This window comes from Micromonospora sp. NPDC050495, assembly GCF_040655175.1.
Classification (GTDB): Bacteria; Actinomycetota; Actinomycetes; order Mycobacteriales; family Micromonosporaceae; genus Micromonospora.
The window spans coordinates 17,848-34,169 of record NZ_JBFAJK010000001.1 but is presented as its reverse complement, the minus strand read 5'-3'; the positions used below and the strand labels follow the sequence as shown (position 1 = coordinate 34,169).

The window sequence follows — 16,322 nt, the reverse complement described above, 5'->3', positions numbered from 1 at the left end:
AGGTACGCCCGATCGTGGCCGGCGAACCGGACTGCTCGAAATCGGGTGCAGCGAATGTGGCGCGCCGCACGTGACAGTCCCGGAACCCGCCGACCACAGAGGAACCTCATGACCGTACGGCAACGGACCGGTCGGCGGGTACGGCGACGCCGAGGCCTCCGGGTCGTCCGGTGCCGACACCGCGACGGTCAGGCCCGGCGGTGCACCAGCCGGCCGGCGACCACGGTGGCCAGGCAGGTCCCGTCCGCGGCGAAGACGGCCAGGTCGGCCCGCCGGCCGGCGGCCAGCTCCGGCGGCGCCGCCGGGTCGAGCACCGCCAGCCCGGTGCGCGCGGCGGCGGCCCGCAGCGCGGGGTCGGCCAGGTGGGTGCCGGGCACCGCGGCGACCCCGAGCCGGAACAGCGCGTGCACCCGCTCGCGCGGGCTCGGTGCGGGCGGCAGCGGCCCGTCGTGCACCAGCGCCGGCCCGAGCGTGCCGGCCCACCGCCGCACCCGCACCCCGGGGTACGCCGCCGTCAGCGCGTCCGGCGACGCCACGGCCTCGATCCGGTCGCCGGTCACCAGCACCGCGAGGCCGGGGCGCGGCTCGTCGGCGGGCGTGCGCCGCAGCAGGTCCGCGACGTGGAGGGTACGCACCGGTCAGTCGGAACTGACCGGCCCGAGCACCGGCCGCTTGGCGGTGACGAGGTCGCCGGAGGAGCGGCCGGTGAGCCGACGCTTGATCCAGGGAGCCAGGTGCTGCCCGGCCCAGCGCAGGTCGGCCCTCCGGGCGGCCAGCCACGGGGTCGGCGCCGGGTGCGGGGGCACCATCAACCACTCCTCGTCGCAGCCCACCCCGAGCGCGGCGAGCACCTGCCCGGCGACCCGCCGGTGCCCGGCCGCCGACAGGTGCAGCCGGTCGGTGCTCCACAGCATCGGGTTGAGGTAGGTGTCGTCGGCGTACAGGTCGACCAGGATCGCGCCGTGCCGCTCGGCGACCTCACCGACCACCCGGTTGAGCAGGCCCACCCGGGGGGCGACCAGCCGCTGCCCGGGCAGCCGGGCCATCACGTCGGCGAACCGGAAGAGGACCACGTCGGCCCCGCCGGACCGCAACTGGGCGATCACCGAGTCGAAGCGGGGCACGAACGAGTCCGCGTCGAAGGTGCGCCGGAGCACGTCGTTGCCGCCGGCCGCGAAGCTGATCAGGTCGGGCTTCATGGCCACGGCGGCCGGCACCTGCTCGGCCACGATGTTGGGGAAGAGCCGGCCCCGGATGGCCAGGTTGGCGTACCCGAAGTCGGGGCCCGCCTCGGCGGCGAGCCGGGTGGCCACCAGGTCGGCCCAGCCCCGGTAGGTGCCGTCCGGATAGGCGTCGTCCATCCCCTCGGTGAAGCTGTCCCCCACCGCCACGAAGCTGCGCCAGCGCACTGCGCCTCCCTCAGACCGACCCGGCAGAGCTGCGTCGTTCAGTTTGTCACCGCGCCCGGTGACCGCGCTGCACCCCCTGCACCCGACGTGGCGGAGGTCATCGGGGGAAACGGTGACGGAGACGACACCCGGTCTTTGGGACAAAAGGCCCGACCGATCGGTACGGGGCTGAATCGTGCCGACCGACCGTGAATGATGTTGCCGGTCATCCGGTCCGGCGGCGGGGACGCCCGCCGCGGCGGGCTGGTCATCGAGTCGGCGCAGACGAGGAACCATGACCCAGGGACACCCCGCCCCAGCCCCGCCCCCCGGCCAGCCGCCCGTCCCCGGCTATGGGCCGCCGGCGGGGCACCCCGGCCCGCCGCTGCCGGCCGGTCCGTACCCCGGCATGCCCGGCGCCGGTCAGCCCGCCCCCTACCCGGGCGCGCCGGGGCAGCCGGGCTTCCCGCCGCCGTACCCGCCGCAGCCACCGACGGCGCCGAAGTCCCGGCGCGGGCTGTGGATCGGGGTCGGCGTCGGGGTGCTGGCGCTGACCCTCTGCGCCGGCACCGCGGTCGGGGTGGGCGTCGGGCTCACCCGGGGCGACGAGGAGCCGACGAAGGCCGCCGCCGGGGCGAACGGCGTCACCGTCACCCAGCAGGAGCTGAACGAGCTGCTCAACCGGCACAGCAAGGCGCTCGCCGACAAGGACCTGAAGGGCTACCTGGCCCCGTTCGACCCGGCCCGCAAGGATCTCGTCGCCGGCCAGACCGCGCTCTTCAAGAACCTGGGCAAGCTGCCGCTGTCGGTCGCCCGGTACGGCACGGTCGCCCAGCAGGGCCGGACCAGTGACAGCTTCGGCCGGGGGGTCACCTTCCAGCTCGACGTCTCCTTCGTGCACCAGTTCGACGGGTACGACCTCACCCCGGTCGCCGAGTGGTACCGCTGGACCGTCGTCAAGGAGAACCGGGACGCCCCGCTGAAGGTCACCGCGGTCACCGGCGCGCCGGCCGCGAACGGCAGCTCGAAGACCGTCTACTACCCGGGCCCGTGGGACAAGTGGCGCGACATCCACGTCGAGCGGACCGCGCACACGCTGATGATCACCGACGCCGCGATGGCCTCGGCGGCCACCCGGTACGCCCCGGTCGCGGAGGCCGCCGTCCGGGACGACCTGGCCGCCTGGCGGGCCGGCGGGGCGGCCGGCGACATCCCGAAGGGCTTCGTCATCGCCCTGGTCAAGGGGAAGAACGACCTCGGCTCGCTCTACCGGATCAACAAGGAGAAGACCACCGAGTCCGGCGTCTCGATCGGCATGATCGCGGCCAGCCGCGGCGGCGTCGACATCGGCGGCACCCGGATCGTGATCGACGTGTCCGACCGGTCGTTCTTCGGCTCCGGCAACCGGCGCGGTCCGCAGGACATCTTCCGGCACGAGGTGGGCCACTCGCTGGTGGCCAGCCTGGAGGACGCCGACAAGCAGGACTTCTTCACCGGCATCGAGAACTGGATCGTCGAGGGCTTCGCCGAGTACCTGGCGCATCGCGGCGAGTCGTTGCGGGCCAGCGGCCGCTTCCCGCAGGCGCGGGCCATCGTCCGGTCCGGCGACTGGGACGGCAAGCTCCCCGGCAACCTCGACTGGGACATCCCGGAGAACCACGTCAGCTTCCACTACTGGCTGGGCCACGCGGCGATGACCTACCTGGCCGACACGTACGGCGAGCGGAAGCTCTTCGCGTTCGTGGTGGCCCGTTACCAGGGCGCCACCGCGGCGCAGGCGTGCCAGCGGGTGCTCGGCGTGCCGCTCGACCGATTCCAGAGCGGCTGGTCCGCGTACGTCCGGGCGCAGGCGCGCTGAGCCGGAACGGAGAACGACGATGACGAATCCGCAGTCCCCCCAGCCGGGGCAGCCCTCGGCGCCCAACGGCTGGCCCGCCGCCCCGGCGCAGCCCGCCCCTCCCGCGCAGCCGGGCATGCCGGTGCAGCCCGCCCCTCCGGCGCAGCCGGGCATGCCGGTGCAGCCCGCGGCGCCGGGCACGCCGGCGCCACCGTCCGGCGCGCAGCCGATGCCGCAGTCCGGGACGCCGCTCCCGGCCCCACCGTCAGTGCAGCCCGGAGCACCCGTCGCGCCGCCGGCCGGCTACCCACCGGCCGGGGCGGCCGGCTACCCACCGGCCGGGCCGGGCGCATACCCACCGGCCGGGGCGGGCGCATACCCACCGGCCGGGGCGGGCGCATACCCACCGGCCCGGCCGGGCGGGTACTCGCCCGGCGCGTACCCGCCGCACGGCTGGCCCGGGCCGGCGGTGGCCCCGCCGGCGGCGCCCCGGCGGCGCGGACGCGTGGCGCTGCTGCTGGCCGGGGGCCTGGTGGCCGTGCTGGCCGTCGGCGCCGGCACCGCCTACGGGGTGTCCCGCCTGGTCGGCGGCGGCTCCGGCGGGGGTGACCTGAAGATCGCCTGGCAGCTGCCCTTCCCGGAGCGGCAGGAGAGCGGCCTCACCACCTTCGACCAGCACGACATGTTCGGCACCTGGCTGGTCGGCGAGAACGTGGTCCGGGCGCAGGCCGACGGGGTGCTCGCCTACCGGCTCTCCGACGGCGGCCAGGCGTGGGGGGTGCCCGCGCCGGACGGCACCTCGCTCTGTGTGGCGGCGCAGGCGGCCACCGAGGGCCGGACGGCGGTCGCCGCCGGCTCGGACAACTCCTGCAACACCGTCGCCGGGGTCGATCTGAACAGCGGCAAGCTCACCTGGCGGGCGAAGTTCCCGGCGCCGGTGCGGGAGGGACGCGACCCGCTCACCGCGCCGGACCTGGCGGTCGCCGGCCAGCAGGTCATCGTCCGCTCCGAGGACACTCTGATCGGGCTCTCCCTCACCGACGGCCGGCAGCTGTGGCGCACCACCGGCAAGAAGTTGTTGCCCGGGCGGAGCTGCGGGTTCAAGGACATGCGGGCCGCCGACGACCTGGTGGTCGTCACCTACGGCTGCTCGCTCGGCGGCGAGGTGGACGGCCTCGACCCGGCCACCGGCAAGGTCCGCTGGCGGCAGCGGCTGTCCGAGTCGCAGCTCGTCGACGGCATGCTGAGCGCGCAACCGCCGGTCGGCCTGCCGGGCCTGGGTCGCGAGGCGTACTCCATCCGGGACCCGCGGACCGGCAAGGAGGTCGGCTCCTTCACCGATCCGCTCGACGGCATCCGGCTGTGGGACGTCCCGCCGAACCGGTCCAACATGATCGACGGTCCGGCCGTCTACGAGTGCCTGGTCGACCAGGAGAACCTCTACCTGCCGACCTTCCCCGAGCCGGTGAAGGGGACCGCGCGTTCCGCCGACCAGATCGTCGCGATCGACCTGGCCACCGGCCGCAAGCGCTGGGTGTCCTCCGGTCACAGCGCCAGCAAGGTGCAGCTGATCCGCCGGGACGAGCAGGGCGTGCTGGCCTGGGAGTCCGGTGACCGGACGAAGCAGCCGCCGCGCCTGGTCCGGATCGACCCGGCCACCGGCAAGGTCGGCGTGATCGCGGAGGGGCCGCTCGCGGCCGGCTTCGAGGGCGAGGAGGCCCGGGTCATGGAGCGGGACGGGGTCGTGGTGATCGTGCCCTGGAAGAACGTGGCGGTGAAGGGATCGATCACCGTGCTGCGCTGACCACCAACAATGCGGAACAGGGGCGGACCACCGACCGGTGGTCCGCCCCTGCCGCTCCGGTCAACGGGTCAGGGCACGTACGCCAGCAGCGCCATGTCGCGCACGGCGGCCGGCTCCTCGACCGCGCCGAGCGGCCGGAAGCTCTTGTCGAGGACCGTGATGCCGGTCGCCCGACGGACGATCACCTTGTCGTCGGAGGCGAACAGGATGCTCCGGACCTGGCCCGTGCCCGGCAACTCGACCACCTTGCTGGTGGTGGTGTCGACCACCGCGAAGCTGCCGTCCTCGCGGGACGGGTCGGTGTTCATCCAGCCGACCGCGACGTACCGGCCGTCCATCGACACGCTGCGGACCCGCCACCCGTCGTACCGCGCGGCCTCGGCCTTCGGCGGGGTGTAGTGGTAGAAGTGCGCGCCGCGCCCACCCGTGGCGTACGGCTTGCCCTCGGAGACCGCGGCCCAGCTTCGCCCGTCGGCCGACCACCACTTGAGCGTCTCGTTGCCCGCGTCGCCGTCGGCCGGCTTGTTCTCCGCCACGTCGATGAGCGTGGGCACCATTCTGGCCTGCTCCACCATCAGCAGGTCGTTGGTGTTCCAGACCAGCGGGTTGCTACCGAGGCAGAGGGCCTTCCCGCCGAAGGGCGCTTGTCGCTCGACGACCCGCTTCCGAGATCCGTCGATCATCGAGGTGACCAGGGTGCCGGCATCCTGGCCGACGCCGCCCTCCACCCAGGCGAGCCGCTCCCCGTACGGGGAGATGGTGATCGTGTTGCGGATGCACGATCCCGCGCCGAGGGGAACCCGCGCGGTCACCCGATCGACGTCACCCCGGACCGCGTGGATCTCCGCAGCCGTGCCGGTCGTGTCCAGGTAGTAGCGGGTGCCGGTCAGCACGGTGGCGGGGGCGGGGGCGTCCGGTGTGCCGACCGGAGCCGCGGTGGTGACAGCGGCCGGCGCGTCGGAGCCGGTCGGTTCGGGGTGTCCCTCGGCGCAGGCGCTCAGGCCGACCCCGGCGACGGCGGCGACCGCAGACGCGACGACGCGCCGGAGGCTCCGGAGACGGGCGGTGCCGACGGTGGGGGAGGAAGCGGAAACGTTCACGGTTCGGAGTCCTCGGATTCGGTGGCGCGACGGGTCGACGCATTCCCAGACGTCGAGTTGATCAAAAAGGGTTGCCGTCCCGGCGAAGAGATTTCCGGCGATTGCTCAGGGGTGTCCAGGCCTGACGACCGGCCCTCCGCACCGGATGCCGAGGGCCAGGTCAGGTGCCGGCCGTCGGCTCAGGGCACGTATGCGAGCAGCCACATGGTGCGGACGGAGGCGCTTTCGGTGACCGTGCCCAGCGACGTGAAGGTGGCGTCCAGGACAGTGATGCTGCCGCTCCTCCGCGTCACGACCACCTTGTCGTCGACGGTGAACATGATGCTGCGGATCTCACCCCGGACCGGCAGGTCGACCACCCTGCTGGTGGTGGTGTCGACCACCGCGAAGCTGTCGTCCCGGCGGGACGGATCGGTGCCCACCCAACCGACCGACACGTACCGGCCGTCCGACGACACGCTCCGCGCCTGCCAGCCATCCCAGTGCGTGGCCTCCGCTGCCGGCGGCGTGTAGCGGTACTGCCGCGACCGTGTTCCGTCCGTCACGTACGGCTTCTGCTCTTCGTCCATGGCGGCCAGCCATCTGCCGTCAGCGGACCAGCACCGGTCGGTTTCCTGGCCCGGGTCCCCTTGGACCCGCTTGTTGGCCTTCAGGTCGTACAGCACCGACTGCCCGCTCTTCTTCTTCACCATCAGCAGGTCACTGCCCTGCCAGACCAGCGCCCGGGGGCCGAGGCAGTTGACGTCCTCCAGCAGCCTCATCGCTCCCGGCTCGCCGATCACCGAGGCGAGGAGCTCACCCGACTGCCAACCGTCGCCGGTGCCCTGCACCCAGGCCACCTGCTTGCCGTCCGGTGAGATGGTGATGGTGTTCCTCTCGCACTCGGCGTCGGCGGCGTAGCCGACCTGGTGGACCACCCGGTCGATACCGCCGTGGACGGCGTGAATCCGGGACTTGGTGGAGGTGCTCTCCAGGTAGTACCGGGTGCCGGGAAGAGCCGAGCCGGGCTGCACCGCGGAGCCGGTCGGTTCGGCGCTGGTGGAGGGGTCCGGGGTCGAGGGGTCGGGAGTTGGCGTGACGGTGGTCGACGGGCCGGCGGGCTGTGGCGGCACGGGTGCCTGCCCGTCGGGGCGGATGGCCAGGGCGGTGCCGGTGGCGGCGCCGATCATCACCAGCGCGGCGGCCGAGGTGGCGACGGCGCGCTGGATGCCGAGCCGGCGGGAGGTACGCAGGGCGCGGTCCCGCAGGTCCACCGGGGTGACCTCGTCGGCCAGCCCGGCCAGGTCGAGCCGGAGGCGGTCCTCGTTCATCGGGCGCTTCCTTCCATGACGTACAGCTCGGCGAGCTCAGGGGCGACGGTGCGCAACTTGGCCAGCGCCTTCGAGGTCTGGCTCTTGACGGTGCCGACGGTGACGCCGAGCAGGTCGGCGGCCTCGACCTCGCTGCGGTCCTCGAAGAACCGCAGCACCAGCACGGCCCGCTGCTTCGGGGAGAGCTTCGCGAGCGCGGCCCGCAGGGTGAGCCGCAGCGTGGTCTGGTGGGCGTGGTCGGCGGCCGAGTCGCCTCCGCGTGGCTCGGGCATCTCGCCCGGCATCGACTCGGCCACCCGGCGCCGCCGCCACCAGGAGACTTGCAGGTGGTACATGGTCTTGCGGGTGTACGCCTCGGCGTTGCCGCTGTGGTGCAGCCGGTTCCACGAGCGGTGGGTGCGGGCCAGGGCGGACTGGACGAGATCCTCGGCCAGGTGCTGGTCACCGGTCAGCAGATAGGCCGACCGCAGTAAGGCGGGGGTACGGGTTCGGACGAACGAGTCGAACTCGTTCAGGGGAGCGTCCACACGAGCCGATCCTTGGGGTGAGGTGATGCACTCATCGTGACGCCTCCCCAGACGCCGGCCGTGCATGCCAGGGTTGCCGCCCGGGTCACCGATTTTCCGCGATGCTCCGCCGGTACGGCCCCCAGCCCACGAACCGCTCGAACAACGCGCGCGGCGTCGGTCCGTCGTGCGGGTTCAGCCGGAACAGGTCGTGGGTCGCCTCGTGGTACAGCCCCGACAGGTAGATGGCCAGGTCGACGGGCTGGTCCGCGTACTCGACCTTGAGCAGCAGCCGTGCCGGGGCGCACGGCCACGGCGACCCGCAGGCCCGGCACAGCCAGAGCGGGCGCAGCGGCAGGTGCGGCGGATGGTCCGACGGGTAGGCGCGGGGCCGATCGGGGTGCGGCCCGAGCCGGGGTACGGGAAGCATCGCCCGCTCTCGGCTCCCGCTCACCAGCGCTCCCCGGCTGCTCGCGTGCTGCGGCACCGGAACCAGTTCATGTCGGCTTCCTCTCGGCGGCTCTGGCGGAGGTGGAGCCGCCCCGGCACCGGGGGGGAACCCGGGGCGACCCCGCCGCGGGCCGTGACGGAAAGCGACCCGCTGCGTGACAGTCTGCTGAGGACGGAACTACCCTCGGAAGTCGTCGAGGCCGGTCCGGGCAACGCCCGGTCAGCCGTTAGGGACGGGCGGCGACGCCGTGGAGACGTGCGGGGAATCGTGGAGGAACCATGGAACATGAGCCGACCGCGGCGTTGATCCGGGCCCAACTCCGGCGGCTGCGGCTGAAGGCCGAACTGAGCCAGGAGGAGTTCGGAAAGCTGGTCCACTTCTCCGGCTCGCAGGTGTCCGCCGTCGAGCTGGGTCAGCGGCCGCTCGACCGGTTCTTCCTCAGCCGCGCCGACGAGGTGCTGGCCACGGGTGGGCTGCTGATGTCGCTACTCAAGTTGGCCGAGCGGGACGGCCAACCGAGCTGGTTCCGGCCCTGGCTGGAAGCCGAGCGGCAGGCACAGCAGTTGCGCTGCTACCAGCCGAACCTGGTGCCCGGCCTGCTCCAGACCGAGAACTACGCCCGAGCGTTGATCCGCTGCGACGACGCAGTCAGCAACGATGAAGTGGATCGGCGACTGGCCGTCCGAATGGACCGGAAAAGCATCTTCCAGCAGCCGAACCCGCCCAAGTTCGTGGCGGTGATCGAGGAATCGGTTCTCCGCCGAGCGGACGAGGCCTTTCGAGGATTGATGGTCCAGCAGATCGACCACCTCATTGAATGCGCGGAACAGCCGCACATCAGCGTGCACGTGATCCCCGTCCACATCAGCGTCCACGTGGGGCTGGTCGGACCCTTCGTCCTCGCTCGTGGCGATGACGGCGGCTGGGTCGGCCATCTGGAGACCCAGCTCGGCGGCGTGGTGGTCGACAGAGATGAGGATCTGGCTATCCTGCTGTCGAGGTGGGAGAGCGTCCGTAGTGAGGCGCTCCCGCACCGCCAGTCGGTCGAGCTTATGAAGGAAGTGATGTCGTCATGGAGCTGATCGGCGCAGTCTGGCGGAAGTCCCGTCGCAGCGGCACCCAGGGCGAATGCGTCGAGGTGGCGGACAACCTGCCCGGTGTGGTCGGCGTACGGGACAGCAAGGACCCGGACGGTCCGGCCCTCACCTTCACCGCCACGACGTGGCGCGCCTTCGTCGACGAGATCAAGCACCGCTGACCGCCACCCGGGCGGTGGAGATGATCCGGCGGCCAGCACCTGATGCCGCTGACCGCCGGAGCATCAGAGGTACAGGCAGAACGGGTGGCCGACCGGGTCCAGGTGGACCAGTACGTCGTCCTGGGGTTGGAACTCGGCCACCGTGGCGCCGGCCGCGACCGCGTGCGCGGACGCGGCGTTGAGGTCGTCGACCTTGATGTCGAGGTGCACCATCATCGCCGGGTCGCCGGGCCCGGCCGGCCAGATCGGACGTACGTAGTTCGGCTCGTTCTGGAACGCGAGGCCGGCGCCGCCCGCCGGCGGGACCAGGGTGACCCATTCCGGCTCGTCGTCCTCCCGGGCCCAGCCGAGCAGTCGTTCGTAGAACCCCGCGAGCTCCCGGGCGTCGGGCGCGTCCAGCACGGTGGCGGTCAGCTTCAGCCGAGGCGTGTCTCCCATGCCGATTTCCTATCACCACTTGCGGTGATCCGCTCCGGTGCCGGTCCGGCGGGCCGGGGTGGCCCGGCACCGTTCGGGCCGGCGGAAGAATTCTGTGCCGGGGCGGCAACCCTCTACCGCGGAACGCACCTCTTGGAGGGCATCAACGCATCATCAACCGACCTGAAAGGCCGGAACCCATGCTTGCTCTCGCCGCTCGCTCCGTCAGCCGTACCGCCCGCCGCCGTGCCCTCGGGCAGGCGCTCGCCCTGCCGCTGGCCGCGCTGGCGGTGACCGGCCTGGTCGGCTGCGACGGCGGTACGCCGGTGCCCAGCGAGCCGGCGACTCCCGCGGCCGCCGCGACCACGAGCGGCGCTCCGGCGCCGGCGCCGTCCGACGCCGCAGCACCCTCGACGGTGCTCGGCCCCGACGGTCTCGGTGCCCTCAAGCTGGGCATGTCGAAGAAGGCGGCGGAGGCCACCGGCCTGATCACCGCGTTCGCGAACCCCGACCCCGGCACGGCGTCCGACTGCCCGGCCCGGGCAAAGCTGAAGGGCGGCAAGGGCCTCGTCTGGTGGTCGACCCGCCTGGGTGTCGCCGCGATCGAGACGGCCGAGGGCATCAGGACGGCCGAGGGTATCGGCGTGGGCTCCACCCGGGACAGCGTCGGCCGGGCGTACCCGACCTGGCGGGGAACCGACGGGACGCCCCCGAACGACACCGGTCACGGCCGCGTGCCGGTGTCCGGGAACCCGGACGCGGTCTACCGGATCGACGTCCAGGACGGCACGGTACGGTCCGTCACCCTGCAACTCGCCCACCAGGACTGTTACGAGTAGGTCAGGCGTCCGTGACGAGTCGGCGCGGCTGCCGACGGAAGCCCATCCCACCGCTGTCGCGCAGGGACCGCCAGCGGGCCAGCAGGATGGCGCCGACGACGGCAGCCACGACGAGGCCGACCTCGGCGGCCACCATGAGCGGGTGGGTCGAGTAGCCGAACGCCCGGGCGAAACCCATGGTGAGCGGGGTGACCGCGGCGCCGGCGAGCGGCAGCAGCACGAGCATCGCGTTCGCCGTCCGCCGGATCCGGGGCAGGTCGCCCAGGCGGGTCCGTACCGCGACGGATGCGCCCCCGGCCGCCAGCGCGGCGACAGTGCCGTAGTAGACCAGGACGGCCAGCAGGATCGGCACCCGGAAACTGCGGGGCAGGTCGAACGCGGCGACCACGAGCGGGTAGACCAGGAGGTAGCCGACCAGGCCGACGCAGGCGCCGAGCACCGTGCCGGCCAGGGCGGTGCGGACCACCCGGCCGTACTCCGGCGGGACGCGCGACACGCCGGCCTCGTCGGCCAACCGCCGGGCGAAGCCGCGCAGGTCCGCGCCGAGGAGCTGGTCCGGGGTGACGCCGTCGGCCGCGGCCGACCGCAACTCGACCGTGAGATCGGCGGCGAGCGCCGCCCGGTCCTCGCGGCGCACACCGTACGCGCGCCATTCCCGCTCCATGGTCGACAGTGCCTCGTCGATGGCGTTCACGGTCAGCTCCTCGGACTGTCGGGATCGGGGTCGGTGAGCGCGCTGTTCACGGTGTCGACGAACCGCGTCCACTGCTCCCGCCACGCGTGCAGGCGCTCCCGGCCGGCGGCGGTGGGCGCGTAGACCTTGCGGGGCGGCCCGGACGGGCTGGCCTGCAGCTCGTCGGCGACCAGGCCGAGCCGACGCATCCGGGTCAGCAGCGGGTAGATGGTGCCGTAGCCGACCCCGTCGAAGCCGGTGGCCTCCAGTCGACGGACCAGCTCGTAGCCGTGCGCGGGCTCCTTGTCGAGCAGGGCGAGCAGGCACATGTCCAGCGCGCCGCGCAGCAGCTGGGTCCGCCGATCGCCGCCGCTCGACGCGTCCGCGTCTGCCACTATCATGCGACGCACACTACCGGCGCTATTAGGTGTCGTCAAATACTCGGCCGTCCGAATCGGATCGCCCGCTCGACGGCCGCGCCGTACGCTGCGGCAATGCTGCTGCGTACGTCGACCCTGCTGCTCCGGACCCTGCGCGAGGACCCGGCGGACGCGGAGGTGCCGAGCCACCGGCTCCTGCTCCGCGCCGGGTACGTCCGCCGGGCCGCCCCGGGCGGCTACACCTGGCTGCCGCTGGGCAAGCTGGTGCTGGACCGGGTCACAGAGATCGTCCGCGCGGAGATGGTGGCGATCGGCGACCAGGAGGTGCACTTCCCGGCGCTGCTGCCGGCCGAGCCCTACCGGACCAGCGGCCGGTGGACCGAGTACGGCGACGACATCTTCACCCTCGCCGACCGCAGGGGCGCCGAGCACCTACTCGCCCCGACCCACGAGGAGATGGCCGCGCTGCTGGTGAAGGACCTCTTCACCTCGTACCGGGACTTCCCGGTGACGCTGTTCCAGGTGCAGACGAAGTTCCGCGACGAGGCCCGGCCCCGGGCCGGCCTGCTGCGCGGGCGCGAGTTCCTGATGAAGGACGCGTACTCCTTCGACCTGGACGAGGCCGGGCTCCAGCGGGCCTACGACCGGCACCGGGCCGCCTACCAGGCCGTCTTCGCCCGGCTCGGCCTGGACGTCACCGTCGTCCGGGCGATGTCCGGGGCGATGGGCGGCTCGGCGTCGGAGGAGTTCCTGGCCGCCGCCGCAGTCGGCGAGGACACCTACGTCGGCTGCACGGCCTGCGACTACGCGGCCAACACCGAGGCGGTGGTGACCCGCGCGCCGGCCGCCGGTGACCCGCACGCCCACCCGGCGCCGGCGGTGCACGACACCCCGGAGACGCCGACGATCACCGCCCTGGTGGCGCTGGCGAACGAGCGGACGCTCGGCGGCCGCACCGACTGGACCGCCGCGGACACCCTGAAGAACGTGGTGCTCACCGTGCGCCGGCCCGGTGCCGACCAGGCGGAGCTGCTGGTAATCGGCCTGCCCGGCGACCGCGAGGTGGACCTCAAGCGGGTCGAGGCGGCGCTCGCCCCGGCCACCGTGGCGGTCTTCGACGACTGGCCGGCCCACCCGGAACTGGTGCGCGGTTACCTGGGGCCGCAGATCCTCGCCAAGCACGCGGTCCGCTACCTGGTCGACCCCCGGGTGATGCCCGGCACCAGCTGGCTCACCGGGGCGAACGAGCCCGGCCGGCACGCCACCGACGTGGTGTGCGGGCGGGACTTCACCCCGGACGGGACGATCGAGGCGGCCGAGGTGCGTGCCGGCGACCCCTGCCCGGCCTGCGGCGACGGCGAGCTGACCATCCGGCGGGGCATCGAGGTGGGGCACATCTTCCAGCTCGGCCGCCGGTACACCGACGCGTTCGCGGTCGACGTGCTCGGCCCGGCGGGCAAACCGGTGCGCCCCACCATGGGCTGCTACGGCATCGGGGTGTCCCGGCTCGTCGCGTCCATCGCCGAGCAGCACCACGACGACCGGGGTCTGGTGTGGCCGGCGGCGGTCGCGCCGTGCGACGTACACCTGATCGCCGCCGGGAAGGGGCCGCAGCTCGACGCGGCGGTCGACCTCGGCGGACGCCTCGCCGCGGCCGGCCTGCGGGTGCTGGTCGACGACCGCAGCCACGTCTCGGCCGGGGTGAAGTTCACCGACGCCGAGCTGATCGGCATCCCGCGCGCCGTCGTGGTCGGCCGCCGGCTCGCCGACGGGTACGTCGAGCTGCGCGACCGGGCCTCCGGCGAGCGGGTGGAACTGCCGGTGGACGGACTGGTCGAGCGCCTGCTCGACGAGGTGACCGGGGCGCGCCCGGGCCGGGTGTAGCGGACGCGCCACGGGGTACCGCAAACGGATCGATCGAGGTGTTTCGGAGGCTCTCATGTACCGGGTCAGTGACGTGATGACCAAGCAGGTGGTCTACCTGCCCGCGGAGACCCCGCTGGACGAGGCGGCCAGGGTGATGAAGGACTCGGACATCGGCGACGTGGTGGTCACCGACGGGGCGACCCTCGCCGGCATGCTGACCGACCGCGACATCGTGGTACGGGCGGTGGCCGAACGGGCCGACCCGGCCACCACCACGATCGGTTCGATCGTCACCCGCGAGGTGGTGATGATCGAGCAGCACTGCACCGCGAACGAGGCGGCCGCGCTGATGCGCGAGCGCAACATCCGGCGGGTGCTGGTCTGCGACAACGAGCGGAAGCTGGTCGGCATCGTGTCGCTGGGCGACCTGGCCATGCAGCTCGATCCCGAATCGGCGCTCAGCGACATCAGCGAGGCCGCGCCGAACATGTGACCGGCGGGGTCCTCCGCCCCACATCCGGTGGTGGACGGCCCCGCCGTGCCATCCGTCCCCGGCCCGGCGGCGCGGGTGAGGTGCGGGCGGCACGCCGGCCGGCTGGCGGCGGCGAGACGCGGTCGGCGGCCCGGTGCGGGTGCCGGAGGGCCCGGCGCGGGGCGCGGTCGGCGGCCCGGCCGGGGGCACGGTCAGCGGCGCGGCGGGGGCGGCGGGCGGATGGCGGCGGCCAGACTCGGTCCGGAGCCGGCCGGATAGCCTCAAGGAATGTCCGAGATGCCGAGCAAGCTGGCCGAGATCGTCGACGAGTTCGCCGCCGCGCCCCGCGACGTGGTGCTGGAGATGCTGCTGGAGTTCTCCGACGTGATCCCGCCCCTGCCCGAGGGAATCGACCGGGCCGAGCTGGAGCAGGTCCCGGAGTGCCAGACCGCGTTCTTCCTGCGGGCCGAGGTCAACCCGGACAGGACGGTGACCACCGTCTTCGACTGTCCGCCGGAGGCACCCACCACCCGGGCCTTCGCCGGCATCCTCGCCGAGGGCCTGGCCGGGGCGAGCGCCGAGCAGGTGCTCGCCGTGCCGGACGACCTCTACCAGCGGATGGGGCTCGCCCAGGCGATCAGCCCGCTGCGGGTCCGTGGCGGCACCGCGATCCTGGCCCGCCTCAAGCGCCAGGTCCGGGAACAGATTTCCTGATCGACGGGTTGTCGCTGGTCATGGAGATCGAGATCTACGCCGACGTCGTCTGCCCCTGGTGCTGGATCGGCAAGCGCCGGCTCGAACAGGCCCTGGCGTCGTACGACGGCGAGGTGACCGTCACCTTCCGGCCGTTCCAGCTCGACCCGACGCCGGTGACCGAGCCGAAGCCGCTGATCGAGGCGCTGGGCGCGAAGTTCGGCGGTCGGGACAAGGCCGAGGGCATGGCCACCCACGTCACCCAGGTCGCCCGGGGCGCGGGAATCGACATGCACTTCGACCGGGCGATCGCCGCGAACACCTTCGAGGCGCACCGGCTGATCCGGTTCGCCGCCGAGCGGGGCCGCTCCGCCGAGCTGGTGGAACGGCTCTACCGGGCGCACTTCGCCGACGGGATCGACATCGGCTCGACGGACGCGCTGGTCACGCTCGCCGCCGAGGTCGGCCTGGACGAGGCCGAGGCCCGGGAGCACCTGGAGTCGAACCTGGGCCGGCGGGAGGTGGCCGCCGACCTGACCGCCGCCCATCAGCTCGGCGTCTCCAGCGTGCCGACCTTCGTGTTCGCCGGGAAGTACGCGGTCACCGGCGCTCAGGAGCCGGAGACCCTGCTCGCCGCCCTCCGCGAGGTCGCGGAGCGGGAGGCCGCAGCCTGACATCGACCCCCGCGATGTTTCACGTGGAACAAGATCGATGGAGATGGCGGGGCTAGACCGGTCGCGCCAGATCCTCCACCACCGTTGCCCCGGGCAGCGCGCCGAGCGCCGGCCCGGGCAACGCGATCTTGCTGTGCCGTACGCCGGAGCCGATGATCACGTGCGGCGTGGCGACCACCCGCGAGTCGACCAGGATCGGCCACTCCGCCGGCAGGCCGATCGGGGTGATCCCGCCGTACTCCATCCCGGTCAGCTCGACCGCCTCGGCCATCGGCGCGAAGCTCGCCTTCCGCACGTCCAGCAGCCGGCGGACCATCCCGTTGACGTCGGCCCGGGTGGTGGCGAGCACCATGCAGGCCGCGTACCGGATCTCCCCGCCCCGCTTGCCGGCGACCACCACGCAGTTGGCCGACTCCTCGAGCCCCACCTCGTACGCCGCGCAGAACGCCGCCGTGTCGGCCAGGTCGGCGTCGATCGGGGCGACCAGCACGTCGTCGACGGCGACCGGCGCGTCCGCCGGCCATCGCTCGATGGCGGCGGCCACCGGCGGCGCCAACAGATCCGGTCGGGTACGGGCGGGCTCGGTCTTCAGCGTCCCCATCACGGCTGCGATCCTCGCATCCGCCGGCCCGCTCCGCCCACCGGTACCACCGA

19 protein-coding genes are annotated in these 16,322 nt (G+C 73.1%); 9 read left to right on the top strand and 10 right to left on the bottom strand.

The annotated features are described in order from the left end of the window. Positions 1 to 188 precede the first annotated feature (188 nt). A complete protein-coding gene (locus AB0I11_RS00175; protein WP_357308169.1) occupies positions 189 to 635 on the bottom strand; it encodes a hypothetical protein in 447 nt (148 codons plus the stop codon). A 3-nt stretch (positions 636 to 638) separates the two neighbouring features. Beyond that, positions 639 to 1,409, bottom strand: coding sequence for an SGNH/GDSL hydrolase family protein (locus AB0I11_RS00170; protein WP_357308166.1), 771 nt, complete (start codon positions 1,407 to 1,409; stop codon positions 639 to 641). Between the two features lie 274 nt (positions 1,410 to 1,683). On the opposite strand from AB0I11_RS00170, the gene AB0I11_RS00165 reads away from it, so the two are divergent. After that, positions 1,684 to 3,246: a hypothetical protein gene (locus tag AB0I11_RS00165; RefSeq protein WP_357308163.1), complete on the top strand. Its 1,563-nt coding sequence runs from the start codon at positions 1,684 to 1,686 to the stop codon at positions 3,244 to 3,246. A gap of 484 nt (positions 3,247 to 3,730) precedes the next feature. Further along, a complete protein-coding gene (locus AB0I11_RS00160) occupies positions 3,731 to 5,029 on the top strand; it encodes a PQQ-binding-like beta-propeller repeat protein (protein ID WP_357308160.1) in 1,299 nt (432 codons plus the stop codon). A 68-nt stretch (positions 5,030 to 5,097) separates the two neighbouring features. Here the strand turns inward: AB0I11_RS00160 and AB0I11_RS00155 are convergent, their stop codons facing one another. The 4 genes from AB0I11_RS00155 to AB0I11_RS00140 all read right to left on the bottom strand — a co-directional run bounded on the left by AB0I11_RS00155 (position 5,098) and on the right by AB0I11_RS00140 (position 8,375). After that, positions 5,098 to 6,129: a hypothetical protein gene (locus tag AB0I11_RS00155; RefSeq protein ID WP_357308157.1), complete on the bottom strand. Its 1,032-nt coding sequence runs from the start codon at positions 6,127 to 6,129 to the stop codon at positions 5,098 to 5,100. Positions 6,130 to 6,308: 179 nt separating this feature from the next. Beyond that, a complete protein-coding gene (locus AB0I11_RS00150) occupies positions 6,309 to 7,439 on the bottom strand; it encodes a hypothetical protein (RefSeq protein ID WP_357308154.1) in 1,131 nt (376 codons plus the stop codon). After that, positions 7,436 to 7,966, bottom strand: a complete 531-nt coding sequence (locus AB0I11_RS00145; protein WP_357308150.1) for a SigE family RNA polymerase sigma factor — start codon at positions 7,964 to 7,966, stop codon at positions 7,436 to 7,438. The genes AB0I11_RS00150 and AB0I11_RS00145 overlap by 4 nt, the downstream gene beginning before the upstream one ends. A gap of 85 nt (positions 7,967 to 8,051) precedes the next feature. Next, positions 8,052 to 8,375, bottom strand: coding sequence for a hypothetical protein (locus tag AB0I11_RS00140; RefSeq protein WP_357309959.1), 324 nt, complete (start codon positions 8,373 to 8,375; stop codon positions 8,052 to 8,054). Between the two features lie 299 nt (positions 8,376 to 8,674). Here AB0I11_RS00140 and AB0I11_RS00135 point away from each other — a divergent pair, with 299 nt between their 5' ends. Together AB0I11_RS00135 and AB0I11_RS00130 are read left to right on the top strand one after the other, a co-directional pair. After that, complete coding sequence (locus AB0I11_RS00135; protein WP_357308147.1) at positions 8,675 to 9,478, top strand: helix-turn-helix transcriptional regulator; 804 nt, start codon at positions 8,675 to 8,677, stop codon at positions 9,476 to 9,478. After that, positions 9,469 to 9,654, top strand: a complete 186-nt coding sequence (locus AB0I11_RS00130; RefSeq protein ID WP_357308144.1) for a DUF397 domain-containing protein — start codon at positions 9,469 to 9,471, stop codon at positions 9,652 to 9,654. Before AB0I11_RS00135 ends, AB0I11_RS00130 begins: the two co-directional genes overlap by 10 nt. 63 nt (positions 9,655 to 9,717) lie before the next feature. Here the strand turns inward: AB0I11_RS00130 and AB0I11_RS00125 are convergent, their stop codons facing one another. Further along, positions 9,718 to 10,092: a VOC family protein gene (locus tag AB0I11_RS00125; protein ID WP_357308141.1), complete on the bottom strand. Its 375-nt coding sequence runs from the start codon at positions 10,090 to 10,092 to the stop codon at positions 9,718 to 9,720. Positions 10,093 to 10,271: 179 nt separating this feature from the next. Between AB0I11_RS00125 and AB0I11_RS00120 the strand changes: the two genes are divergently transcribed. Next, positions 10,272 to 10,910, top strand: coding sequence for a hypothetical protein (locus tag AB0I11_RS00120; protein ID WP_357308138.1), 639 nt, complete (start codon positions 10,272 to 10,274; stop codon positions 10,908 to 10,910). Between the two features lies 1 nt (position 10,911). On the opposite strand, the gene AB0I11_RS00115 is transcribed toward AB0I11_RS00120, so the two are convergent. Together AB0I11_RS00115 and AB0I11_RS00110 are read right to left on the bottom strand one after the other, a co-directional pair. Continuing rightward, the gene (locus AB0I11_RS00115) at positions 10,912 to 11,604 is read right to left on the bottom strand and encodes a hypothetical protein (RefSeq protein WP_357308135.1); all 693 of its coding nucleotides are present in this window, start codon (positions 11,602 to 11,604) and stop codon (positions 10,912 to 10,914) included. Between the two features lie 2 nt (positions 11,605 to 11,606). Further along, complete coding sequence (locus tag AB0I11_RS00110) at positions 11,607 to 11,984, bottom strand: PadR family transcriptional regulator (RefSeq protein ID WP_357308132.1); 378 nt, start codon at positions 11,982 to 11,984, stop codon at positions 11,607 to 11,609. Between the two features lie 93 nt (positions 11,985 to 12,077). On the opposite strand from AB0I11_RS00110, the gene AB0I11_RS00105 reads away from it, so the two are divergent. From AB0I11_RS00105 to AB0I11_RS00090, 4 genes are all read left to right on the top strand, one after another. Further along, the gene (locus tag AB0I11_RS00105; RefSeq protein ID WP_357308129.1) at positions 12,078 to 13,847 is read left to right on the top strand and encodes a proline--tRNA ligase; all 1,770 of its coding nucleotides are present in this window, start codon (positions 12,078 to 12,080) and stop codon (positions 13,845 to 13,847) included. Between the two features lie 55 nt (positions 13,848 to 13,902). Next, positions 13,903 to 14,322, top strand: a complete 420-nt coding sequence (locus AB0I11_RS00100) for a CBS domain-containing protein (protein ID WP_357308126.1) — start codon at positions 13,903 to 13,905, stop codon at positions 14,320 to 14,322. 267 nt (positions 14,323 to 14,589) lie between these two features. Further along, complete coding sequence (locus tag AB0I11_RS00095) at positions 14,590 to 15,015, top strand: SufE family protein (protein ID WP_357308123.1); 426 nt, start codon at positions 14,590 to 14,592, stop codon at positions 15,013 to 15,015. Between the two features lie 20 nt (positions 15,016 to 15,035). Next, positions 15,036 to 15,668, top strand: coding sequence for a DsbA family oxidoreductase (locus AB0I11_RS00090; protein WP_357308120.1), 633 nt, complete (start codon positions 15,036 to 15,038; stop codon positions 15,666 to 15,668). A 52-nt stretch (positions 15,669 to 15,720) separates the two neighbouring features. Here the strand turns inward: AB0I11_RS00090 and AB0I11_RS00085 are convergent, their stop codons facing one another. Then, positions 15,721 to 16,269: a YbaK/EbsC family protein gene (locus AB0I11_RS00085; protein WP_357308117.1), complete on the bottom strand. Its 549-nt coding sequence runs from the start codon at positions 16,267 to 16,269 to the stop codon at positions 15,721 to 15,723. Between the last annotated feature and the right edge of the window lie 53 nt (positions 16,270 to 16,322).

Bases quoted from the DNA above. Each gene is read 5' to 3' on its own strand.
- AB0I11_RS00165 (WP_357308163.1), top strand. From the start codon at position 1,684: ATGACCCAGGGACACCCCGCCCCAGCCCCGCCCCCCGGCCAGCCGCCC.
- AB0I11_RS00150 (WP_357308154.1), bottom strand. From the start codon at position 7,439: ATGAACGAGGACCGCCTCCGGCTCGACCTGGCCGGGCTGGCCGACGAG.
- AB0I11_RS00140 (WP_357309959.1), bottom strand. From the start codon at position 8,375: ATGCTTCCCGTACCCCGGCTCGGGCCGCACCCCGATCGGCCCCGCGCC.
- AB0I11_RS00135 (WP_357308147.1), top strand. From the start codon at position 8,675: ATGGAACATGAGCCGACCGCGGCGTTGATCCGGGCCCAACTCCGGCGG.
- AB0I11_RS00130 (WP_357308144.1), top strand. From the start codon at position 9,469: ATGGAGCTGATCGGCGCAGTCTGGCGGAAGTCCCGTCGCAGCGGCACC.
- AB0I11_RS00125 (WP_357308141.1), bottom strand. From the start codon at position 10,092: ATGGGAGACACGCCTCGGCTGAAGCTGACCGCCACCGTGCTGGACGCG.
- AB0I11_RS00120 (WP_357308138.1), top strand. From the start codon at position 10,272: ATGCTTGCTCTCGCCGCTCGCTCCGTCAGCCGTACCGCCCGCCGCCGT.
- AB0I11_RS00110 (WP_357308132.1), bottom strand. From the start codon at position 11,984: ATGATAGTGGCAGACGCGGACGCGTCGAGCGGCGGCGATCGGCGGACC.
- AB0I11_RS00105 (WP_357308129.1), top strand. From the start codon at position 12,078: ATGCTGCTGCGTACGTCGACCCTGCTGCTCCGGACCCTGCGCGAGGAC.
- AB0I11_RS00100 (WP_357308126.1), top strand. From the start codon at position 13,903: ATGTACCGGGTCAGTGACGTGATGACCAAGCAGGTGGTCTACCTGCCC.
- AB0I11_RS00095 (WP_357308123.1), top strand. From the start codon at position 14,590: ATGTCCGAGATGCCGAGCAAGCTGGCCGAGATCGTCGACGAGTTCGCC.
- AB0I11_RS00090 (WP_357308120.1), top strand. From the start codon at position 15,036: ATGGAGATCGAGATCTACGCCGACGTCGTCTGCCCCTGGTGCTGGATC.
- AB0I11_RS00085 (WP_357308117.1), bottom strand. From the start codon at position 16,269: ATGGGGACGCTGAAGACCGAGCCCGCCCGTACCCGACCGGATCTGTTG.